The sequence below is a fragment of the Roseateles sp. genome (assembly GCF_047654785.1).
Classification (GTDB): domain Bacteria; phylum Pseudomonadota; class Gammaproteobacteria; order Burkholderiales; family Burkholderiaceae_C; genus Pelomonas.
This window is the reverse complement of the sequence record NZ_JASGKQ010000002.1, coordinates 95,632-116,841: the sequence shown is the minus strand read 5'-3', so window position 1 is coordinate 116,841 and position 21,210 is coordinate 95,632. Positions and strand designations below refer to the sequence as shown.

General features: G+C 65.0%; 17 protein-coding genes and 1 pseudogene. 7 read left to right on the top strand and 11 right to left on the bottom strand.

What is annotated here, in order from left to right; translation table 11 throughout:
• The first annotated feature begins 1 nt into the window (after window position 1).
• The 3 genes from QM788_RS05190 to QM788_RS05180 all read left to right on the top strand — a co-directional run bounded on the left by QM788_RS05190 (window position 2) and on the right by QM788_RS05180 (window position 2,302).
• Complete coding sequence (locus QM788_RS05190) at window positions 2–199, top strand: hypothetical protein (RefSeq protein WP_415660416.1); 198 nt, start codon at window positions 2–4, stop codon at window positions 197–199.
• A 114-nt stretch (window positions 200–313) separates the two neighbouring features.
• Window positions 314–508 carry a hypothetical protein gene (locus tag QM788_RS05185; protein WP_415660415.1) on the top strand — a complete coding sequence of 65 codons (195 nt, stop codon included), beginning with the start codon at window positions 314–316 and terminating at the stop codon, window positions 506–508.
• Between the two features lie 255 nt (window positions 509–763).
• Window positions 764–2,302 (top strand): DNA cytosine methyltransferase, encoded by a 1,539-nt coding sequence (locus tag QM788_RS05180; RefSeq protein ID WP_415660414.1) that lies wholly within the window; start codon window positions 764–766, stop codon window positions 2,300–2,302.
• Window positions 2,303–2,454: 152 nt separating this feature from the next.
• Here the strand turns inward: QM788_RS05180 and tnpC are convergent, their stop codons facing one another.
• The 11 genes and pseudogenes from tnpC to dnaA all read right to left on the bottom strand — a co-directional run bounded on the left by tnpC (window position 2,455) and on the right by dnaA (window position 18,084).
• Window positions 2,455–3,933, bottom strand: coding sequence for an IS66 family transposase (tnpC, locus tag QM788_RS05175; protein WP_415660317.1), 1,479 nt, complete (start codon window positions 3,931–3,933; stop codon window positions 2,455–2,457).
• Between the two features lie 111 nt (window positions 3,934–4,044).
• Window positions 4,045–4,431, bottom strand: coding sequence for an IS66 family insertion sequence element accessory protein TnpB (gene tnpB / locus QM788_RS05170; protein ID WP_415660126.1), 387 nt, complete (start codon window positions 4,429–4,431; stop codon window positions 4,045–4,047).
• Window positions 4,374–4,721, bottom strand: a complete 348-nt coding sequence (locus QM788_RS05165; RefSeq protein ID WP_415660125.1) for a transposase — start codon at window positions 4,719–4,721, stop codon at window positions 4,374–4,376. The genes tnpB and QM788_RS05165 overlap by 58 nt, the downstream gene beginning before the upstream one ends.
• Before the next feature lie 51 nt (window positions 4,722–4,772).
• Entirely contained in the window at window positions 4,773–5,219 is a 447-nt protein-coding gene (locus QM788_RS05160; RefSeq protein ID WP_415660413.1) for a very short patch repair endonuclease, read from the bottom strand.
• On the bottom strand, window positions 5,212–7,293 hold the full coding sequence (locus QM788_RS05155; RefSeq protein WP_415660412.1) for an AIPR family protein: 2,082 nt from the start codon (window positions 7,291–7,293) through the stop codon (window positions 5,212–5,214). The genes QM788_RS05160 and QM788_RS05155 overlap by 8 nt, the downstream gene beginning before the upstream one ends.
• Window positions 7,290–8,246: a PD-(D/E)XK motif protein gene (locus QM788_RS05150; protein WP_415660411.1), complete on the bottom strand. Its 957-nt coding sequence runs from the start codon at window positions 8,244–8,246 to the stop codon at window positions 7,290–7,292. Before QM788_RS05150 ends, QM788_RS05155 begins: the two co-directional genes overlap by 4 nt.
• A complete protein-coding gene (locus QM788_RS05145; RefSeq protein ID WP_415660410.1) occupies window positions 8,239–10,959 on the bottom strand; it encodes a Z1 domain-containing protein in 2,721 nt (906 codons plus the stop codon). Before QM788_RS05145 ends, QM788_RS05150 begins: the two co-directional genes overlap by 8 nt.
• A gap of 13 nt (window positions 10,960–10,972) precedes the next feature.
• On the bottom strand, window positions 10,973–12,409 hold the full coding sequence (locus tag QM788_RS05140; protein WP_415660409.1) for an ATP-binding protein: 1,437 nt from the start codon (window positions 12,407–12,409) through the stop codon (window positions 10,973–10,975).
• A gap of 226 nt (window positions 12,410–12,635) precedes the next feature.
• Window positions 12,636–15,146 carry a DNA topoisomerase (ATP-hydrolyzing) subunit B gene (gene gyrB, locus QM788_RS05135; RefSeq protein ID WP_415660408.1) on the bottom strand — a complete coding sequence of 837 codons (2,511 nt, stop codon included), beginning with the start codon at window positions 15,144–15,146 and terminating at the stop codon, window positions 12,636–12,638.
• 117 nt (window positions 15,147–15,263) lie between these two features.
• Window positions 15,264–16,382, bottom strand: a pseudogene (gene dnaN / locus QM788_RS05130) (DNA polymerase III subunit beta); the annotation flags it as partial.
• A gap of 190 nt (window positions 16,383–16,572) precedes the next feature.
• On the bottom strand, window positions 16,573–18,084 hold the full coding sequence (gene dnaA, locus QM788_RS05125; RefSeq protein WP_415660407.1) for a chromosomal replication initiator protein DnaA: 1,512 nt from the start codon (window positions 18,082–18,084) through the stop codon (window positions 16,573–16,575).
• 253 nt (window positions 18,085–18,337) lie between these two features.
• On the opposite strand from dnaA, the gene rpmH reads away from it, so the two are divergent.
• The 4 genes from rpmH to yidC are packed head-to-tail and all read left to right on the top strand — an operon-like array spanning window position 18,338 to window position 21,020.
• Window positions 18,338–18,472 carry a 50S ribosomal protein L34 gene (gene rpmH / locus QM788_RS05120; protein ID WP_054021782.1) on the top strand — a complete coding sequence of 45 codons (135 nt, stop codon included), beginning with the start codon at window positions 18,338–18,340 and terminating at the stop codon, window positions 18,470–18,472.
• Window positions 18,473–18,530: 58 nt separating this feature from the next.
• A complete protein-coding gene (locus QM788_RS05115) occupies window positions 18,531–19,004 on the top strand; it encodes a ribonuclease P protein component (RefSeq protein WP_415660406.1) in 474 nt (157 codons plus the stop codon).
• The gene (gene yidD / locus QM788_RS05110; RefSeq protein ID WP_415660405.1) at window positions 19,001–19,318 is read left to right on the top strand and encodes a membrane protein insertion efficiency factor YidD; all 318 of its coding nucleotides are present in this window, start codon (window positions 19,001–19,003) and stop codon (window positions 19,316–19,318) included. The genes QM788_RS05115 and yidD overlap by 4 nt, the downstream gene beginning before the upstream one ends.
• On the top strand, window positions 19,311–21,020 hold the full coding sequence (gene yidC / locus QM788_RS05105; RefSeq protein WP_415660404.1) for a membrane protein insertase YidC: 1,710 nt from the start codon (window positions 19,311–19,313) through the stop codon (window positions 21,018–21,020). The genes yidD and yidC overlap by 8 nt, the downstream gene beginning before the upstream one ends.
• Window positions 21,021–21,210 lie beyond the last annotated feature (190 nt).

The following is a 21,210-nucleotide window of genomic DNA, read 5'->3' as shown; positions in this document are numbered from 1 at the left end:
TGTGGAAGAGCATCAGCGCTTGCTGAAATGGCAGCTTCGCCTGACCGTTCTCGTCGATGAGGTACGGGATAGCGACGACTACTGCACTTGGTACGCCATAGCTCAAGCCTCGCTCGAGCAGCTGGACAACGACATCGACCGGCTTTTCCAGTGGCTGTTGGATACCGAGCGGGCGGTGCAGGTGAGCAGTAGAGAGTGACTGTGTATCCGGAGAACATGCGCCGGTGAGCGACTCGTTTCTTGGTTCACAGCGCACGCGACGCCCCTGTTACCATTTGCAAAGCGCTAGCATTTTCCATACAGGAGCACATTCTTGGCCGTCACCAAAACCGAAGTCGTCAGCGTCCGGGTTCCACCTGACGTGAAAGCCGCCTTGGTCGCAGCGGCGGAACACGAACGGCGGAGTGTGGCCTCCATGGTGGAGTACATGGTGCTCGACTACTGCAGAGCGCACGGCATCGTGCCGGCGTCGCCCGCCAAACCGACCGGGGTGCGCAAGACGCCGTGAGCCCGGCAGCACCTTCCGAACAACCAGAACAAGCTTGCCCAGACCGCATGACTGCTCTCTCCCTGCTGCTCGACCATTACCGCCAGTCCTCCATGTTTGAGCACAAAAATGGCAGTTAAACTGTAAAGTTTTCCAAAATTTAGGCGTACTCCGCTTTTCAATGTCGAGCCCTTGTTGCGCCCCGTCGGGTAGTTCGATGGTTCCATGACCTAAGCACGAGAAAAACTACTGATGTCGCGGTGCAGTGAAATTCCGGTGATCGACTTGTTCGCTGGGCCAGGAGGGCTATGCGAAGGCTTTTCGTCCATCTTTGACGAGACCGGCGTGCGGCGCTTCGCTGTCAAGGTTTCGGTCGAGATGGACCGCATCGCCTACCGGACGCTGCTGCTGCGGGCGATCTTCCGAAAGTTCCCCAAAGGCAAGGTCCCGAACTGCTACTACGACTACATTCGCGGGACGATCACCCGCGAGGCGTTCCTGGCCCATCCCGACATTAAGGACGCGGCCGAGCAGGCCACCAAGGAGGCGCGCTGCGCGGAACTCGGCGTCACCCCAGCCAAGGAGGTGGATGGCTGGATTCGAGAAGCGCTTGGCAATCAGACCGACTGGGTGCTCATTGGCGGCCCGCCGTGCCAAGCCTATTCGCTCGCTGGGCGCTCCCGCCTGCGCAGAAAGGACCCGAAGAAGTTCGAAGCTGACGCCAAGCACTTCCTCTACACCGAATATCTGCGGATCATTCAGCAGTTCGCCCCGGCCGTCTTTGTGATGGAGAACGTTAAGGGAATGTTGAACTCCACCAATTCGGGCAAGCGCATCTTCGAGAGAATCCTCACTGACCTCAAGTCACCGAGAGAGAACCTGAGTTACGAGGTTCGGTCGCTGGTGGTTCACAGGGCCGAGGGGGAAGAACTTGACCCTAACGACTATGTGATCGAAGCCGACGACCATGGTATCCCGCAAAGCCGCCACCGCGTCATCCTCTTTGGCATTCGCTCCGACGTGGCGGAGGCCACTCCAGCCCTCGCCGAGGACCCCGAACGCTTCCTGTTGACAAAGGTCAAGAAAAAGGTGGGCGTGAGCGCCGCGCTCGCGGGCCTACCGGAGCTTCGCAGCCGCTTGTCCAAGGAGCCAGATTCACAAGAGGCTTGGATGAAGGCTCTGCGGGAGTCTCCCCTGACCCTCAAAGGGTGGTGCATGCCAGTGCGTAACGACATCGAAGCGGCCATGGAAAAGTTCATCAAGAAGGCCGAAAAGCACGCCACCTATGGCTCGACCTTTATCCCCATGGCTGTCGATCCAGGGGAGGCAATGCCCAAGCCCCTGCGCGAGTGGTATCTGGACTCCAGGGTGGGCGGCGTCCTCCAGCACGAGACTCGCAGTCACATGCGGTCGGACCTGCACCGCTACATGTTTGCGGCGTGCTTCGCTGCCACACAGAAATACGCCCCGAACCTGCACAACTTCCCTCCAAAGCTTTTGCCAGAGCATGGAAACGTGGATGGGGAAACCATTCCGTTCAAGGATCGCTTCCGCGTGCAGATGGGCAAGTTCCCGTCGTCCACGGTGGTGGCCCACATCAAGAAGGACGGGCACTACTACATCCATCCGGACCCCGCGCAATGCCGGAGTCTGACAGTGCGCGAGGCCGCGCGGTTACAAACCTTCCCTGACAACTACTTCTTCGAGGGGAATCGCACCGAGCAATACGGGCAGATTGGCAACGCAGTCCCACCACTGCTAGCCAAGCAGATCGCAAAGGTCATCTACGATTTCATGTCCTCGCCTCGCGCGTGAGGCTGGCGAGGGCGACCCTTCCCGGACAAAACTCCAAGGGGTTGGGCTGCTTGGGCGGGCCACAGCTCAACCCCGCGATGGCGTTCCGATCTGGCCAAGTGGCTCGCCGCCCGTAAGCGGACGGTGAACCCGTCTTGACGGCGGAAGTTCTGTCAGCCGTGTGCTGGCGTCACGGTCCAGCGATGCGGCAAGAGCTCGTCGATCCGGCTGGCCGGCTGCAGTGGCAGGCGCTCGAGCACGTCGCGTAGATACGCATACGGGTCGTGCCCATTGATGCGTGCCGAGTGCAGCAGGCTCATGACGGCCGCAGCCCGCTTGCCGGCGCGCAGGCTGCCGGCGAAGAGCCAGTTGGACCTGCCCAGAGCGATGGGTCTGATCTGGTTTTCTACCCAGTTGTTGTCGATGGGCAGGCGCCCGTCGTTCAGGTAGCGCGTTAGCGCTTCCCAGCGTCGTCGGCTGTAGTCGAGGGCCTTCGCAGTGGCTGAGCCGTCCGGCACCTTCTGCCGGTGCTCGTCGAGCCACTGTTTGAGCGCATCGGCGACAGGCTTGGCTCTCTCAAGTCGCAGGGCTCGCCGGTCGTCTGCGTTCAGGTCTGCAGCGTCGCGCTCGACGTCGTACAGCGTCTGGAAGAACTTCAGCGCCTGCTCGCCCACCTTGCTCTGGTGGTTGGCCCAGAGCTCGTGGAACTTGCGTCGCGCGTGGGCCATGCAACCGACCTCGGTTACGCCCATGTCGAAGCACTGCTTGTAGCCGCTGAAGTCGTCCACCACCAAGCTGCCCTTCCAACTGGTATCCGTGCCGAGCTGCAAGAAGTCCCGCGCGTTCTGACCACCGCGGGTCTCGGCGAAGTTGAAGACCACCGCTCTGACGTCGTGGAACTGCGTCGTGCACCAGCTCCACATGTAGGCTCGGTGAGTCTTGCCCTTGCCAGGCCTGAGCATCGGCACTGGTGTTTCGTCGGCATGCAGCACCGGGGCCTTCAGCAGCTCCGCTGTCAGCGCGTCCACCAGCGGCTGCAGCTGCACGCCGCATTCGCCGACCCACTGCGCGAGGGTCGACCGCGCGATGGCCATGCCAGCGCGTTCGAAGATGGCTTCCTGGCGGTACAGCGGGAGGTGGTCGAGGTACTTGGCCACCAGCACCTGAGCGAGCAGCCGTGTCGTGGGGATGCCCTTGTCGATGATGTGCGGGTCCATGGGCGCCTGCATCAACGTCTCGCACTGCGCGCAGACCCACTTGCCCCGGACGTGGCGCTCGACCGTGAAGACGCCCGGGGTGTAGTCCAGCTTCTCGCTGATGTCCTGGCCGATGCGCTTCATCGTGCAGCCGCACTTGCACGTCGTGCTGGCCGGTTCGTGATGTACATCGTGGCGCGGCAGGTGAGCCGGCAGCGGGGCCCGCTTGGGCTGGCGCTTCTCGCCGTCAGGCTTGTGGGGCTGGGCGTCCTCAATCTCGCGCGCCACCGCCGCCAGGTCCATGTCGAACGTCTCGTCGAGCAGGCTCTTCTGCTCCGGCGTGTAGGCCTCGCTCTGCGCCGCAAACTTCAGTCGCTTGAGGACCGCGTTCTCGTGGATCAGCTTGTCGATGAAGGCCTGCTTGAAGGCCAACTCGGCGCGTGCCGCGCGCAGCATCTGACGCAGTTGCTCAGGTTCGGCGGTGTCGAGGGGGTCAGCAGCGATCACGGGGATTGATCGTGCCGACGACAGCGCTCCCGCGCCATCCGTGGATGCCGCAATTGCTGTCTACAGCAGGGTGATGACGCCGGCGTCGCCGACGCGCTGCCACGGCAGGCCGAGGACGAGCGCATTGAGCTGCTCCGTCGTGAGCGTCAGCGTCCCGCCGACATCCCGGGGCCAAACGAACTTGCCGCTGTTGAGCCTGCGAGCAGCGAGCCACACGCCGATGCCGTCGTGCACGAGGACCTTCATGCGGTTGGCACGGCGGTTGGCGAAGAGGTAGGCGTGGTGCGGCCTGGCGGCGCCGAAGACGTTGACCACGCGGGTGAGCGCAGTCTCGGTTCCAGCTCGCATGTCCAGCGGCTCGACCGCCAGCCACACGGCGTCAACGCGAATCACCGCAGCAGCTCGCGAGTCCAGGCAGCGAGCTCCGCTACAGCGCTCAGAGGCCATGTGACGGTGATGGTGACCGCGCCCCGTTTGAGCTCGACGCGAAGGTCCACCGGTGCCGCAGCAGGTGCAGCCAGGCCGGGAAGCGGCAGTGCAACGAACTCGCTCGTCACCGCGAGCCCCTCGTGCGAGCCGCTGCGAGAGAGCTGCCTCCAGCGATGAACGACGTTGGCATTGATGCCATGAGCCAGCGCTACCTGGGCCACCGATGCGCCTGGCTCTGCGCATTCGGCCAGCACCAGCGCCCGCTTCGTCGCGCTGTATCGCCGCCGCGTTTTCTTCTCGCTTGTCATGCGTCCACCTCAGTGATGTGGACAGCATCCTTGTCGTAGGCGACTGCTGGTTCAAGATGCCTTTGCCGGACGCATACCGCCGCCCTCGATCCAGGCGCTCAGGGCTGCTTGCAGGCCTGCTGCAGTGTCAGCTTGGCACGTTGAGCATTCCCATACGCACAACACTCGCCAGCCTAGCGCCTGAAGCTTCTCGACCGCCCGGCGGTCGCGCTCGACATTAGCTTCGAGCTTGGCTTTCCAGAACTCGGGTCGCGTGGCTGGCATCTTTGAGAATCGGCACCCTTGGTGCATGTGCCAGAAGCATCCGTGGACAAAGATTGCGACCTTGCGGCCAGGCATGACGATGTCAGGCGCACCTGGTAGGTCACGCCGATGCAGCCGGAAGCGGTAACCCGCGGCGAAGAGCATCCGGCGGACGATCAACTCGGGTTTGGTGTTCTTGCCCTGGATGCCAGCCATCATCCGGCTGCGGTCCGCAGGGGAAACGACATCAACCATGGTGGTGTGAGTTAGAGGCCGCCCAGCCCTCGTCGACGGCCTTGGTCACTACCTGAAGCAGCTTCACGGACTGGGGTCCGGTTGGGATCATCCTCGGCATTCGCGCAGCGACACGCAGCACGTCCAGCTCCGACGGTGTCATCACCGTGCCCGCCTCCGCCCATCGCAACAGCTGTTGCCAGTAGGGCGTCCCGCGGTTCACCACGAGCGTCTGCGCCTCGACCTCGTTGGTGACCTTCTGCTCCTTCCTGGCACTGCGACGGCCCGAGGTCGCGGTCTCCGATGACACGAGGTCTGCGTCCAGCTCATTGAACACGCTGGTGTCTATGTACGCCTTTAGGTCCTCCCAGCAGCGCTCGCGCTTGCACCATTCGGTGACGTTCGCGATGCCGGACTTCGCTGCGGTCTCGACGATCCGCTGGTTCACCTGAGCTCCGACCGCGAGCAGCGCGGCCAGCAGCTCGTTGGACGGTGCCTGGCGCTGCCAAGTACGCTCGAAGTCCAGTGCCTGCCCCGCCTTGCCGAGATGGTGCTGCATCAGGGCGATGGCATAGGTGACGATCTGCGCTCTGTAGCCCTGCGAGTACCAGTCTGCCTTCTGCACGCTACGTTCGAGAGCGCGAAAGATGATCGTGCCGGCCACCGCATGCCGGAACCAGGCGTCGTTGAAGTCGATGCCCTCGTCCTTCCAGGACTCACCGACGAACTCGGCGAACTGCATGAAGTTCTTCTGTGAGCCGAAGCAGACGATGTGTGGCTGACCGCGGAACGTCATGACCACCTTGGCCAAGTCAGTCTTGGCCATGACCTGCCCGCGTGGGTTCTGGAGGTCGAACTCACGCTTCTTCGCCGTCGTCAACCACGCGCTGGCATTCGCATACTGCCCTCTTGCCCGCTCATAGAACCAGTGCGTCTGCGTCAGCACGCCCTCTGGTGCCGGAGCCCAGAGCCTGCGGGAAATGCCTTCGATGCGGACGTGGAACGGGTGGTTGGAGAAGAAGTCGGCGTCGCTGACCTTGTTCTGGCTGTTGGCGTACTGGGAGATGCGGGGCACCATCTCGTCGACCAGCTCCGGCTTGATGACCGACAGCTTCATCTGGACACGGATGCGGTCCAGGTTGACGCCTTTGTCCTTCTTCAGCACGTTGAAGATCGACGCGGTGGTCTGGCCGCCATTGACGATCTGCAGGTGCCGCAGCTTCTCCAGCCGAATGGCGCCATCCCGCTCGACAAACTCAGCTTCGCTGGCGGTTGCCGATATGCCGTTGTTGTAGGCGAAGAACAGGTCGGGTTCGTCGAGAATGGTCTTGCGGATGCCCTTGTTCACCTTGCCCTTGGCTTGCAGGAACGTCCGCACGTTCTGCTCGAGCAGCCGACCGGACCACCGGTCGTAGATCGCCGCAAGCCAAGCACCCGGGATGACCGTCAGGTAGGAGGCACTGCCATCGCCTCCCGAATTGGCGGCCAGGCACGGTAGCGACTCGCCGAACATCTCCACTAGGTCGATTTCGATTTCCTCCGGTTCGGCCGATGCCATGAGGCGTTGGATGACCCTGAGGTCCCATACGCGATATGTCAGCTCGCGACCGTCAACCTGCTGGGAAGGAATCTTCTTGACCGCACCCGACAACGCCTCGTCTGTGAGCAGATGGAAGCGCACCCGTCTGATGCCCGGCAGCTGATCGGCAAGTTGGCGTGCAAACCCCCAGGCCGGGTGGCTGACGTCGATGGTGTCGCGGAATGCCGGCTTCGATGCCTGGAGCAAGAACTTTTCGACCCGGCGGAAGCACGGCTCCATGGCCGTCCTGGTCAGCGTCTGGACCTCGTTCCCACCATCGAACTCGGCGACAAGCAAGTCAAGGGTCAGCCCCTCGTCTGCGAATCCGTAGCCCTCGATGCGGATGCTGCCGTTGGGGCTCTTGAATGGCAGCGGCACGAACTCCTGGACCGCACCAGAATCGACCAGGGCCTCGGCGACAAGCTCCGTGAACGCAGCGACCGAGAAATCGGCCGTGGCCGCCCCGCGCGCTGCCACCATCTGCATGAGCTCGGCGTGGAACTCGTCATCCGTCATGTCTGAGCTCCGCACGCGCCTGAGACTGCATCGGCTGGGACGGCAAAAGATCGCATATCTGCGAGGCAGATCGAATAGGCAACGTCCTTGACGCCAGTGGGAACCTGCTCGGTGGTCAACCGGGGAAACCCATCACGGACCTCGTAGTCGCCAGTCGAAGTCACGGCATACGACATCGCGCGGTATTCCGGCAGGTCGACGTAGCCCATGGTCAACAGCCGGTCCTCGAAGGTCTCTGTCGCTGCGTGGCTCGGGGCAAGGAGTCGCCGCAGTTCATCTACCAAGTCAGGCAGGGCAAGGCCATCATCCTGACGGACAAGGCAGACAAGATGCAGGAACAGGGGCACTTCGCTGGACGTCAGTTGCTCGGCCGATGTGATTCGGACCGAAGGGTCCGAGCCGGCGGCGAACGTCTTCACCTCGACCAATCGCCCGTTGAACACGAAGTCCTGCGGGAGACCCATTGGACCCTGCCAGCACTCAACGGCCGCAGTGCCAACCGTCGACACCAAGTAGTCCCGAAGGAACAGCAGTTCGCCGATGAGGCCCCGGACCTGACGCTCGTCGAGCAGCTTCCCGGTGCCCTTGCTGAGGAACTTCTGCCAACGCAACAGCCTTGCAACGAGAAGCTGCAATCCTGTTGCCTCATCCTTGCCCTCGTCGGCCACAGACAGCAAGTCCAGGCACAGGGCGTGGAACATCTCCCAGTCGCCGGCGGGCTCGAGCACCAGCTGAAGCCGACTGTCCGCAGCAACGACCAGGAGCTCGACGCCCTTCACAGTTGGCAGTTCCAACGGGACATCTTCGACCCGGTGAAGCGCTATGAGCAGTGCCAGCCTACCGTCTGGCTTCCGCCCCCAGAACGCTTCAATCCGTGCCAAGCCAGGAACCCGAAGCACCGACAGGGTCCCGGGCGTGCCAGGAGGCAGTCCCTTCCAGGGGTTGTCACGCATCGGCCTGCTCCGACTCTTCCGCCGCCTCCTCCAGGTCCTCCTGGAAGTTGTTCTTCCACCAAGTCGTATTGACCACGTATTCGACCTGCTGCTCTGGGCGACCCGTTGCCTTAAAGCTAATGCCCCAGGCCAGCGCACCCCGCTCTTCCCGGGCCTGCTGGTCCTGCGGTGGACTGCTCTCACGCAAGAGAAGCAGATGAAGCATCAGCAAGGGCCGCGTCCGCGCCAGCCGATAGGCCTTGTCTGAGATGCTCTTGCCTTCGTTGCCAGAGATTTCAAAGAAGTCGTCACGGGCAGTCTTCACCTCTTCGTCGGTAAGCCCTACCCGCTCTTGCCCGCGCGACGCGACGCGTGAGGACTTGCCATTGATACGGAAGTACCCGATACCGTCATCGGCCGTGTCCCAGCTTGAGCTTCGCTCCTGCAACTGCACGGCTCTGCCCCCGAGCGTGAAGGGTCCGGCGTCGGCCTTGGCGGGGCTGAAGAGGCAGACATCCCACTCTGGCATCTCATCGACCTCGCGTGCCTGGATGTAGGCATTCACAGGTCCCGCCTGAGTCTTGATGCAGAGGTCGTCATAGTTGCGGAAGCGGCCGACAAAGTCGCGCACTTCAGCGGCGCTCACACCAGACCACAGCCATCCCGCGTCCGAGGCCACCAGCGTGGAGCCGTGCTGCCGGTCCAGCGAGGCAACGAACTCCTCCGCCAGTTTGCGGTTCTGTTCGAGCGCATCCTTCCGAAGAGAAGTTGTTTCGATTAGCGTGCCGCCGAGCGAGATGCTGTGCCGGACGGGCTTACCCGTCCGCATCTTGTTGCGGGCAGTGATGATGAGCGACTCGGGATCGGAGCGCACCCGCAGGCCGAACTGCAGCGGCGTTCGGTTGGCGCGCTCCATGCGCTTGAATTCGTCGCGCAACTCGTCGATGGCATCGGAGATATGAGAGTACCAGCCAATGGCATCGTCGGTCATGTAGACGCGGCAGACATCCGCGTATCCGTCCCGGTACCCGAACCATCGCCCCATCTGCAGCAGCGTGTCGTACATCATCGAGCTGCGGAGGAAGTAGCTCACGGTGAGCCCCTCCAGCGTGAACCCCCGCGACAGCACAAACCCCCCAACAGCAATGACGTGAAGGCCAGTCTCCTCGTTGCGCTTGTAGTCCAGTGTGTCAGGTGACTTGCCGTTGATCTTCCGCACGTCCACCGGTCCAACGGCCTCGCGGAGTCGCGCCTGCACATCCGACCAAGTCTCCTTCACGCTTCCCGCGAACTGGTCGTCCCACACGCGGCGCAGTTCGGCAAGCGCCGGGTCACGCAGTGCCTGCGCCTCGGGCAGGGCGGCATGTCCCTGGCATGCCTCGAGATACCTTACCAGTTCGCTCTTCACCAAGCCCGTGACTTGCGTCTGGACGTCATTGAAGCGCGAGACGTTGATGAGCATCGACGAATGGTTGGTGCCGTTTCCACGACAGCAACGGACAGCTCTGGCTAGCAGGAAGGTGGCGACCGCCTCTTTCAGCGAAGGAGGAAGAGCTGGGACCTTCCAGCTGATCTTGTGCTTCTCCGGCAGGCTGGCCTCGTGATCCTCGACCGCAATGAGAGAGCCACCGAGGTCACCGTCAGCGCCGAACAGGCGCGCCGCGCTGACATAGTTGGTTGGAGCGTCCAGCGACACGATGAAGTCGCGAGGAAACAGGTCTTCGCGCGCCATCGCGTCAGTCGACTCCGGGTCAATGAAGATGTTGGCGAACGGGGTCGCCGTGTAGCCCAGATAGACGTTTTTGTCGAACAGCGACAAGAGCTCGCGTATGCGCCCGTTGATGCTGGTGGGGCTGTCGGCGTTCGCCGAGGTGTTGACCGATGCGTTGTCAGCTTCGTCGTCGATAAGCAGCATCGGGGTGCCGGAAATGCGGCCTGACGGGTCCTTGTTCTTCGTCTTCAGCCATTCGACCAGGTTGCCCAGTACCTTGGCGTTCTTCTTCATCACGAGGATCAGCGGCTCCTTCAACGACTGGATCGGCATGGTCAGCCTCGCGTGCATGACCTTGAAGTCATCCGCCCGGCTGGTTAGCGTCGACGGCCTCCGGTCTAGCCCGAGTCGACCGACACCAACGATGGGGTCCTTCGCCTCCTTGTCGGAGTTGCTGCCGATGAAGCCCTCTTCGATGCGCTCTTGCGTCTGCGCCCGCAGGTCTTCCTGCATGCCGGCGAGGATGACGATGAACTTGTAGCCGTAGTCGGCGGCCTTGCTGATGACGCCAGAGTAGTTCGCGGTCTTGCCGGACTGGACATGCCCGACGACCAGGCCCCGTCGTGACCAGGGCTTGGCCAAAAGAGGGTCACCCAGCAAGCCCACGATCTTGTCGGTGTCCTTGTCCAGGACACCCAGAACTGTCGAGACAAACCCCTTCTGGCTCAGCCATCGGCGGTAGCGAGGGTAGTAGAAATGACCTTCGACCTCCGCCCGGCGCTGCGGCAGCCAGGGCTTGAATTCACCGTCGAACTTGATTGAAGACGCATCGTGCACACGCACGAATAACTTGGTCTCGATGCGCTGCGCACAGAGTTCGAGCTGCTCTGCGGATGTCTGCGCCTTGAGGTCCGGGCTCAGCACCAGCAGCGTCGTCAGCACCATCCGGACGGACTCGGGTGTGCGCTCCGGCATGGTGGCCAAGACGCCTATGGCGTTGTTCTCAAGGTCATTCAAGGTCATCGTTGTTCTCCCTTCATGTTCTGCCCTGCAGCGCGTCGCGCGCCACCTTGTCGAGTTCCTTGGGCCAGGCGGCAAACGGCTCGATGTCGCGGAGGAGCTCCGTCAACCCTTTCTGGTCCACGCCTGGGTTTGCTGCAGCAATGAGGCGCGCAAGGGTCACCAGAGCGCCCACATCGCAGGTAGTGGGCTCAAGTACACGCGGGTTCGTCGCGTAGTCGCTGAAGAAGATCGCCGCGGGGAAGGCTTCGCCCACCATGCGCAGCACAGCGTCGAGCCGAGTCCGGGTATCGTTGTCCAGGTTCGCACGAAGGTCGGCGACGAGGGGGTGCTCGGGGTTGACCTCATACCTGACAGCGTCGTTGAACGCGCGCCTCTGCCAAACGGCGGCAGTCGGCCCGGACGACACCGGCGTGCCCCGGTGCGTGTACGGCCGCTTGGCCGATGAACGGATGCGCTCGACAATCTGCTTCATCCGCGCACGGACTGCGGCTGGAGGCCGTGCCCGTGACTTCCGGACGTCGATTGCCCAGAGGTGATCCTGGGTGTTTGGTATGTCGACCTTGATCCGCGCGAGCTTCGTCAGCTCCTCCTGCGGCGCCAGCCGGAACCAGGTTCCCCAGACGATCAGCCTGCGGTTTCGGTAGACGTAGAAGCCTTGGTTCCGGAGGTAGCCCTCTGTGCCGGAGAGGCGCTGGTACTCGGCTTGTGTCACCTTGGAGTGATGCGGAAGCACGTAGGCCTGCATTCGCACGTCGCCGGTCTTCGTGACCACCCGCTCCTCCTGGAGCACCTGTGTTGCCAAGCTCCGTTCATTGAACGGGTCGAACGCCGGGACCTCGGCCAAGTTCAGGCGCATCGCCAGCTTGGCGTAGCCGCGTTCTCCGCCGATGAAGCGATGGAAAACACGGGCGATGTGCTCCCGGACCACGGCCATCTGCTCGTTGAGCTGCTGATGGCCTCGCTCGTCGCGACCGTCAAACTCGAGCCGGTCGATGTTCTCCCACATCACCAGAGTGCCTTGCGGTCCCAACTCGCGCAAGCACGGCATCAGCGCCAGTTCAGCGGCTGCCGGGCGCTGCAGGGTCCACTTGTCGGTCTCGGCAACGTAGTCGAGGTCCCACCTCGCCGCTGATTCGATGCCCTTATGGCGGGTGAGGACGGTGAGCCGGCGGCACTGGGAGAACGATGCAGTCTTCAAGCCGAGACCAAAGCGCCCGAGGTCATCCTTGCTTCGCGACTCGAGCGGATTCCGCGTTCCCGGCCGCATGGCCTCCCGAAGGACGGAAGGCGACATGCCTTCACCATCGTCGATGATGCCAATCCATGCCCCGCCGTCGTGCCAACCGAAGCGCACATCGACGGCGCTTGCGCGGGCAGTGATGCTGTTGTCGATGATGTCCGCAACGGCCGACTCCAGCGAGTAGCCGATGTCGCGCATCGCCTCGATCATGGCCGAGGCTCTAGGCGGGAGCTCCTCTACTCCCGGTATGTCAGCTGCCTCCGGCTCAGCGAGGTGGTCCCTTTCGGTATTCATTCTGTTCCCAGATATATGGCAGGGAGCTCAATGCACGCCCCTCTTGGTCACACCGTCAGAAACGTCTATCAATATTGACTATTTGATAGCTTTCGCGCTTTATACCTCACCGTTTCGCGTCTTATGCCTCGCTCTACAGGCGTCAGACGTCGATGTTCCCGGCCCTCAGCGCATTCGTCTCGATGAAGTCGCGCCGCGGCTCGACCTCGTCGCCCATCAGCATCGTGAACACCTTGTCGGCCTCGATGGCGTCCTCGATCTGCACGCGCAGCAGCCGGCGGACCGTGGGGTCCATGGTCGTTTCCCACAGCTGCTCGGGGTTCATCTCGCCCAGGCCCTTGTAGCGCTGGCGGCCGACGGCGCTTTCGGCCTGCTGCATCAGCCAGGCCATCGCGGCGCGGAAGTCGTCGACCTTGCTCTCCTTGGCCTTCTCGCCCTCGCCCTTGCGGACGACGGCGCCGGGCTTGATGAGGCCCTGGAAGCTCAGGCCCGCGTCGGCCAGCACTTCGTAGTCGGCACCGTGCACGAAGTCGGCGTGGATGACGCTGGCGCGCACGTTGCCGTGGTGCATGCGGGCGATCTTCAGGAAGAGCTTGTCGGTGCGCGGGTCGGTCTCCACCGTCACCTCGGCGCCGTGCAGCGCGGCCTTCAGCGCGGCCGCGCTGGCCTCGGCGTCTTCGCGGCTGTCGATCTTCAGCGCCAGGCCGTTGGCCAGCACGTGCAGCGCCTCGCCGTCCATCCAGTTGGACAGGCGCTCGATGACGCTCTGCGCGGTGACGTATTTGCGGGCCAGCGCGTCCAGCGCGTCGCCGCTCAGGGAGGTGCCGGCGCCGGTGTCCAGCGAGGCGTCCTGCAGCGCGACCTTGAGCAGGAAGGCGTCCAGCTCGGGCGCGTCCTTCAGGTACTGCTCGTGCTTGCCGACCTTGACCTTGTACAGCGGCGGCTGCGCGATGTAGATGTGGCCGCGCTCGCAGAGCTCGGGCATCTGGCGGTAGAAGAAGGTCAGCAGCAGCGTGCGGATGTGGGCGCCGTCCACGTCCGCGTCGGTCATGATGATGATGCGGTGGTAGCGCAGCTTGTCGGGGTTGAAGTCGTCGCTGCCGGCGCCGCGGCCGATGCCGGTGCCTAAAGCGGTGATCAGCGTGATGATTTCATTGCTGGTCAGCAGCTTCTCGTAGCGGGCCTTCTCGACGTTCAGGATCTTGCCGCGCAGCGGCAGGATGGCCTGGAACTTCCGGTCGCGGCCCTGCTTGGCGGAGCCGCCGGCGGAGTCGCCCTCGACGATGTAGATCTCGCACAGCGCCGGGTCTTTCTCCTGGCAGTCGGCCAGCTTGCCGGGCAGGCCCAGGCCGTCGAGCACGCCCTTGCGGCGCGTCATCTCGCGGGCCTTGCGGGCGGCCTCGCGGGCGCGGGCGGCGTCGAGGATCTTGCCGCAGATGGTCTTGGCGTCCAGCGGGTTCTCCAGCAGGTAGTCGGTCAGCAGGCGGCCGACGATGTCTTCCACCGGCGCGCGCACTTCCGACGAGACCAGCTTGTCCTTGGTCTGCGAGCTGAACTTGGGCTCGGGCACCTTGACGCTGACGACGCAGGCCAGGCCTTCGCGCATGTCGTCGCCGGCGACCTCGACCTTGGCCTTCTTGGCGAGCTCGTTGTCCTCGATGTATTTGTTGATGACGCGGGTCATCGCGGCGCGCAGGCCGGTCAGGTGGGTGCCGCCGTCGCGCTGCGGGATGTTGTTGGTGAAGCAGAGGACGTTCTCGTTGAAGCCGTCGTTCCACTGCATCGCCACCTCGACGCCGATGTTGGTGCCCTGGTCGCTCATCTTGTCGCCGACGGCGTGGAAGATGTTCGGGTGCAGCGTCGTCTTGCCCTTGTTGATGAACTCGACGAAGCCCTTCACGCCGCCCGCGTAGGCGAAGTTGTCTTCCTTGTTGTTGCGCTCGTCGACGAGGCGGATCTTGACGCCGTTGTTCAGGAACGAGAGCTCGCGCAGCCGCTTGGCGAGGATGTCGTAGTGGAAGTCGTTGTTCTGCTGGAAGATCTCGGTGTCCGGCAGGAAGTGGACCTCGGTGCCGCGCTTGTCGGTGTCGCCGATGACCTTGAGCGGGCGGGTCTCGAAGCCGTCCACCATCACGCTTTCGGCGTTCTGCGGGATGCCCTTGGCGAACTCGATGAAGTGGGCCTTGCCGTTCTGGCGCACCGTCAGGCGCAGCCATTTGGACAGGCCGTTCACGCAGCTCACGCCGACGCCGTGCAGGCCGCCCGAGACCTTGTAGCTGTTCTGGTTGAACTTGCCGCCCGCGTGCAGCTCGGTCAGCGCGATCTCGGCGGCGGAGCGCTTGGGCTCGTGCTTGTCGTCCATCTTGACGCCGGTGGGGATGCCGCGGCCGTTGTCGATGACGGAGATGGAGTTGTCGGTATGGATGGTGACGACGATGTCGTCGCAGTGGCCGGCCAGCGCCTCGTCGATGGAGTTGTCCACGACCTCGAAGACCAGGTGGTGCAGGCCGGTGCCGTCCGAGGTGTCGCCGATGTACATGCCGGGGCGCTTGCGCACGGCCTCCAGGCCTTCGAGGATCTGGATGGAACTGGCGTCGTAGGCCGCTTGCGGAGCCGGTGCGGGGCTGTTCTCGGGGGTGGCGCTATCGCTCATCGGGGACTTTCAAGGCCGCAACGCGGCCGGTACAACTTCAAACCAGAGCCCCCCGCTTGGCGGGGGGCTGGGGGGTGCGGAACATTCAGGGCATGCAATGCCGATGAGGATCGTCAGAATCCGCATCGGCATCACGACGTACTTGAACCCGGTCGTGTCGGGGAGGGTCAGCAGCGCGCTGCTGGCGCTGTCGTTGAGGTCGATGCAGACCATGTCCTGGCTCATGTTGGCCAGCGCGTCCATCAGATAGGTCACGTTGAAGCCGGTCTCGATGCGGTCGCCCGCGTAGTCGATCTCGATCTCTTCCTTGGCCTCTTCCTGCTCGGCGTTGCTGGACGCGATGCTCAGCAGGCCCGGCTCGAAGGTCAGGCGCACGGCCTTGAACTTCTCGCTGGTCAGGATGGCGGCGCGCTGCAGGCTGGCCAGCAGCGGCGCGCGGCCCAGCGTCAGGCGGAACTTGTGGTTCTTCGGGATGACGCGGTTGTAGTCCGGGAACTTGCCCTCGACCAGCTTGGTCACGAACTCCATGCCCGAGAAGCTGAACTTGGCCTGGTTGCCCGCGAAGCGCATCTCGATGGGCGCGTTCTCGTCGTCGCCCTTGCCGTCCTTCAGCAGGCGCTGCAGTTCCAGCACGGTCTTGCGCGGCAGGATGACTTCCTGCTTGGGGATGTCGGCGTCCAGCTCGGCCTGGGCCAGCGCGAGGCGGTGGCCGTCGGTGGCGACCAGCGTCAGGTTGCGCCCTTCGGCGACGAACAGGATGCCGTTCAGGTAGTAGCGGATGTCGTGCACCGCCATCGCGAAGTGGACCTGGTTGATCAGGCCCTTCAGCGCCTTCTGCGGCACGCTGAACGCGGGGCCGAAGTCGGCGGCCTCCTGCACCAGCGGGAAATCGTCGGCCGGCAGCGTCTGCAGCGTGAAGCGGCTCTTGCCGCCCTGCAGCGTCATCTTGTTCTGGTTGCTGGCCAGGCTGACGGTCTGGTCGCTGGGCAGCGCACGCAGGATGTCGATCAGCTTGCGCGCGCCGATGGTGGTGGCGAGGTTGCCGGCGTCGCCGTCGAAGGCGACCGTGGTGCGCACCTGGATTTCGAGGTCGCTCGTCGTCAGCTCCACCTGGTCGCCGGTCTTGCGGATCAGCACATTGGCCAGGATCGGCAGCGTGTGGCGCCGCTCGACGATGCCCGACACCGCCTGCAGCGCGGTGAGCACCTGATCCTGGGGAGCTTTCAAAACGATCATGAGGGCCTCTTTGGCGGGGTCTTTGGGGGGAGGGGCGCCGGGGCCGGGGCCCCAGGAACACGCGCGCGCGTGAAGCTGCGATTGTCGCCCGGAATGGGCGTGCGGCCGGCCGCCGGAGGCGGGCCGAGCGCTACGGGTCAACCCGAGTCCGGGCCGTTCCCACGGGGCGCCCGGGCCCTGGGCGGAGGGGTCAGCCCTTCAGCGTTTGCTCCAGCACGTGCAGCTGCTGGTTCAGCTCGGTGTTCTTCTGCCGCTCGCCGCCGATCTTGCGCACCGCGTGCAGCACCGTCGTGTGGTCGCGGCCGCCGAACAGCTCGCCGATCTCGGGCAGGCTCTTCTGCGTCAGCTCCTTGGCCAGGTACATCGCGATCTGGCGCGGCCGGGCGATGCTGGCCGGGCGCTTCTTCGAGTACATGTCGGCGACCTTGATCTTGTAGAAGTCCGCCACCGTCTTCTGGATGTTCTCGACGCCGATCTGGCGGTTCTGGATGGACAGCAGGTCCTTCAGCGCCTCGCGCGCCAGCGCGATGCTGATCTCCTTGTGCGAGAACTTCGCATAGGCCAGCACCTTGCGCAGCGCGCCCTCCAGCTCGCGGACGTTGGCGCGCACGTTCTTCGCGACGAAGAAGGCCACGTCCTCGGGCATCGGCGTGCCCTCGGCCTCGGCCTTCTTGATCAGGATGGCGACGCGCATCTCCAGCTCGGGCGGCTCGATGGCCACGGTCAGCCCGGCGTCGAAGCGCGAGGTCAGGCGCTCGTCGATGTCCACCAGCCCCTTGGGGTAGGTGTCGCTCGTCATGATGATGTGCGCCTTCTTCGCCAGCAGCGCCTCGAAGGCGTTGAAGAACTCCTCCTGCGTGCGGTCCTTGCCGGCGAAGAACTGCACGTCGTCGATCAGCAGCAGGTCCAGCGAGTGGTACTTGGCCTTCAGCTCGTCGAAGGTCTTGCGCTGGTAGTTCTTCACCACGTCGGAGATGAACTGCTCGGCGTGCAGGTAGAGCACGCGGGCGTCCGGCCGGTCCTTCAGCAGCGCGTTGCCGACGGCGTGGATCAAATGCGTCTTGCCCAGGCCGACGCCGCCGTAGATGAACAGCGGGTTGTAGGTGACGCCCGGCGCGCCGGCCACGTGCAGCGCGGCGGTGCGGGCCATCTGGTTGGCGCGGCCGGGCACCAGCGTGTCGAAGGTCAGCTGCGGGTTGATGCGGTGCTTGCTCGACGCCGGCGCCTGCGACGGCAGCAGCACCGGCGCGGCCGGCGGCGCCGCGACGACGGGCCGCAGCGCCGCGCTGGGCTCGGCCGGCAGGCCGGCCTGCTGGGGCGCGGGCGCGGCCGCCGGGCCGGCGGGGGCGGCGGCCGCGTCGCGCGCGGCCAGCGTCAGCTCCAGCCGCGTGGGGCGGCCGGCCAGCTCGGTCAGGATGGTTTCGATGCGCGCCGCGTACTGGCGGCGGATCCAGTCGCGCTTGAAATGGTTGGGCACCTTCAGCGTCGCGACGAGGGGGGCATCCCCCGGGGCGTCCGCGCCCTCCAGCGTGGCGGGCGGCAGCGGGCGGATCCAGGTGTTGAACTGCTGCTCGGGCAGTTCGGCGGCCAGGCGCTCGCAGCCGCGCTGCCACAGGCCGGCGGCCCAATCCGCCGCGTCCCGGCCGTCTGCGCCCGTCGTCAATGCCTGCACGCCAGCCACCCCGTGTTCTTCTTCGCTCATTGTGGAAAACTTCTTTTCGAGCGGCCGGATTGTACGGGTCCGGGCCCGCCGCAGGCCGGGTTATCCACAGAAACCCGACGGCCGCCCATCCCTGGCAAACCCGCCCCGGGGCCGGCCACTGATTGACCGGGGTGGCCGCATCTGCTGTAATGCCGGGTTTTCGCGCACAAGCGGCTGGTTCGCTGTGCGCTTTTTTGCCGGGCGCCAACCGCTGTGGCCGGCTCCGCACAAACACCCTCAAAAGAGGTTCCCCATGAAGCGTACCTACCAAGCCTCCAAGACCCGCCGCGCCCGCACCCACGGTTTCCTCGTGCGCATGAAGACGCGCGGCGGCCGCGCCGTCATCGCCGCGCGCCGCGCCAAGGGCCGCAAGCGCCTGGCCGTCTAAGCCACGCCGCGATCCGAGCGACGGCGCCCGAGCGCGTCGCCAGCCTGTCCGGCGCCCGATGATCGGCAAGCTGCAACGCCCGGTGGATTTCGAGCGCGTGCTCGGCCGCCAGAGCCGGGCGCGCAGCGCGCATTTCGCGCTGCACCACCTCGCGGCCGAGCCGGCGCCCAGCGCCTGGCATGCCGCCAGGTCGCGCACCGCCCAGGCCCAGTTATCAACAGGCGACGCACAGCCTGCCCACAGCGTTGTGGACCATGACCCGCCCGCCGCGCCGCAAGGCTGCTGGGTGGGTATGGTCGTGCCCAAGCGGCACGCCAAGCGCTCCGTGACGCGCCAGCTGCTGAAGCGCCAGATCCGCGCCGCCTTCGCCGAGCGCCCGGGCATGCCGCCGGGCCTGTGGGTGGTGCGATTGCGCGCGCCGTTCGACCGCCAGCAGTTCCCCAGCGCCGCGTCCGACGCGCTGCGCCGGGCCGTGCGGGCGGAGCTCGCGCAGCTGCTGGGCCGCGCGATGCCGCCCCGGGGCGCCGCATGAACGCGCCGAGCCCGCCAGCCCGCGTGCTGATGGCCGCCGTGCGCGGCTACCGGCTGCTGCTCAGCCCCTGGCTGGGCAACGCCTGCCGCTTCGAGCCGACCTGCTCGCGCTATTCGCTGGCCGCGCTGGCGCGGCACGGCGCGCTGGCCGGCAGCTACCTGACGGCGGCCCGGCTGCTGCGCTGCCAGCCCTGGTGCGACGGCGGGCACGACCCGGTGCCCGACAATCCGCCGCGGCTGTTCTCCCGCCTCGTCCCTTCCTCCCCCGCGCGCCGTGGCGCGCCGTCTTCCTCGCCCGAGTCTTCCCATGACTGATATTCGCCGCACCGTGCTGTGGGTGGTGTTCACCATGTCCCTCGTCCTGCTGTGGGACGGCTGGCAAAAGCACAACGGACATTCCTCGATGTTCAGCCCCTCGGCGCCCAAGGCGGTGGCCACGGCGCCGAACGGTGCCGCCTCCGGCGGCGTGCCTGCGGCCACCGTGGCGGCGGGCCAGGCGCCGGCCATCGCGCCCGCAGCCGCCCCGTCCGAGAAGGTGACCGTCCGCACCGACGTGCTGACGGTCACCGTCGACACGCTGGGCGGCGACATCGTCCGCGCCGAGCTGCCCAAGTACCTGACCTCGCCCGACCCGTCGGTCACCGACCAGTTGCTGCAGATGGTGCGCCTGAAGCAGCCGGCCCCGTTCACGCCCGAGCCCGTCGTGCTGTTCAACGCCGCCCAGCAGTACCGCGCGCAGACCGGCCTGGTCGGCGCCCAGGGCCCGCTGCCCACGCACAACACGCCGATGACGGTGCTGCCCGGCGAGCGCGAGCTCCAGGCCGGGCAGGACGAGGTCAAGCTGCGGCTGGAGTCGGCCGAAGTCGGCGGCGTCAAGCTGGTCAAGACCTTCACGTTCAAGCGCGGCGCCTACACGGTGGGCGTGACGCACGAGGTCATCAACGCGGGCGCTGCGCCGGTCACGCCGCAGGTCTACCTGCAACTGGTGCGCGACGGCAGCACCGTCACCGGCGGCGCGGCGTTCACGCCCAGCTTCACCGGCCCGGCCGTCTACAACGACAAGGCCAAGTTCAAGACGCTCAAGTTCGAGGACATCGACAAGGGCAAGGTCGACATCGAGAAGCAGGCCGATGACGGCTGGGTCTCCATGGTCCAGCACTACTTCGCCAGCGCCTGGCTGGTCAACGAGCCGGGCAACCGCGAATTCTTCGTGCGCAAGCTGCCCGGCCAGGCCGGCGTGCGCGGCGACACCTACGCCACCGGCATGGTCTTCACGCTGCCCACGCTGGCGCCCGGCGCCAGCACGACGCAGACCGCCCTGCTGTTCGCCGGCCCGCAGGAGGAGAACAAGCTCGCCAAGCTCGCCCCGGGGCTGGTGCGCGTGAAGGACTACGGCATCTTCACCATCATTGCCGAGCCGCTGTTCTGGCTGCTGGACAAGATCCACGGCGTCATCGGCAACTGGGGCTGGACCATCGTCGCCCTGGTCGTGCTGCTGAAGGCCGCGCTGTACGGGCTGAACGCCAGCGCCTACAAGTCCATGGCCAAGATGAAGGCGCTGGCGCCGCGCATCAACGAGCTGAAGGAGCGCTACAAGGACAAGCCGCAGGAGATGCAGCAGCAGATGATGAAGATCTACCGCGAGGAAAAGGTCAACCCCATCGGCGGCTGCCTGCCCATCTTTGCGCAGATGCCCATCTTCATGGCGCTGTACTGGGTGCTGCTGTCCACCGTCGAGATGCGCCAGGCGCCGTGGATCCTGTGGATCACCGACCTGTCGGTGCGCGACCCCTACTTCATCCTGCCGCTGCTGATGATGCTGTCCAGCCTGTTCCAGGTCTGGCTCAACCCGCCGGCGGCGGACCCGATGCAGCAGAAGATGATGTGGATCATGCCCATTGCCTTCGGCATCATGTTCTTCGTCTTCCCGGCCGGCCTGGTGCTGTACTGGCTGACGAACAACATCCTGTCGATCGCGCAGCAGTGGATGATCAACAAGCAGCTCGGCGTGAACTGAGTCACGCCCGCCGGACGAGCCCCCGCAGCCCGGGGGCTTTTTTACGCCTGCGCTTCGCGGTTCAATGGCTTCGCGGGGCAGAGAACACAACGGCCCGGGCGAAGCGCACGAGCGCGGTCGCACCGGGCCTCCCCCGCGCCAGATGCCAGCGGGCCGCATCCCTTCACGGTGATGCGGCCTGTTGCGTTCT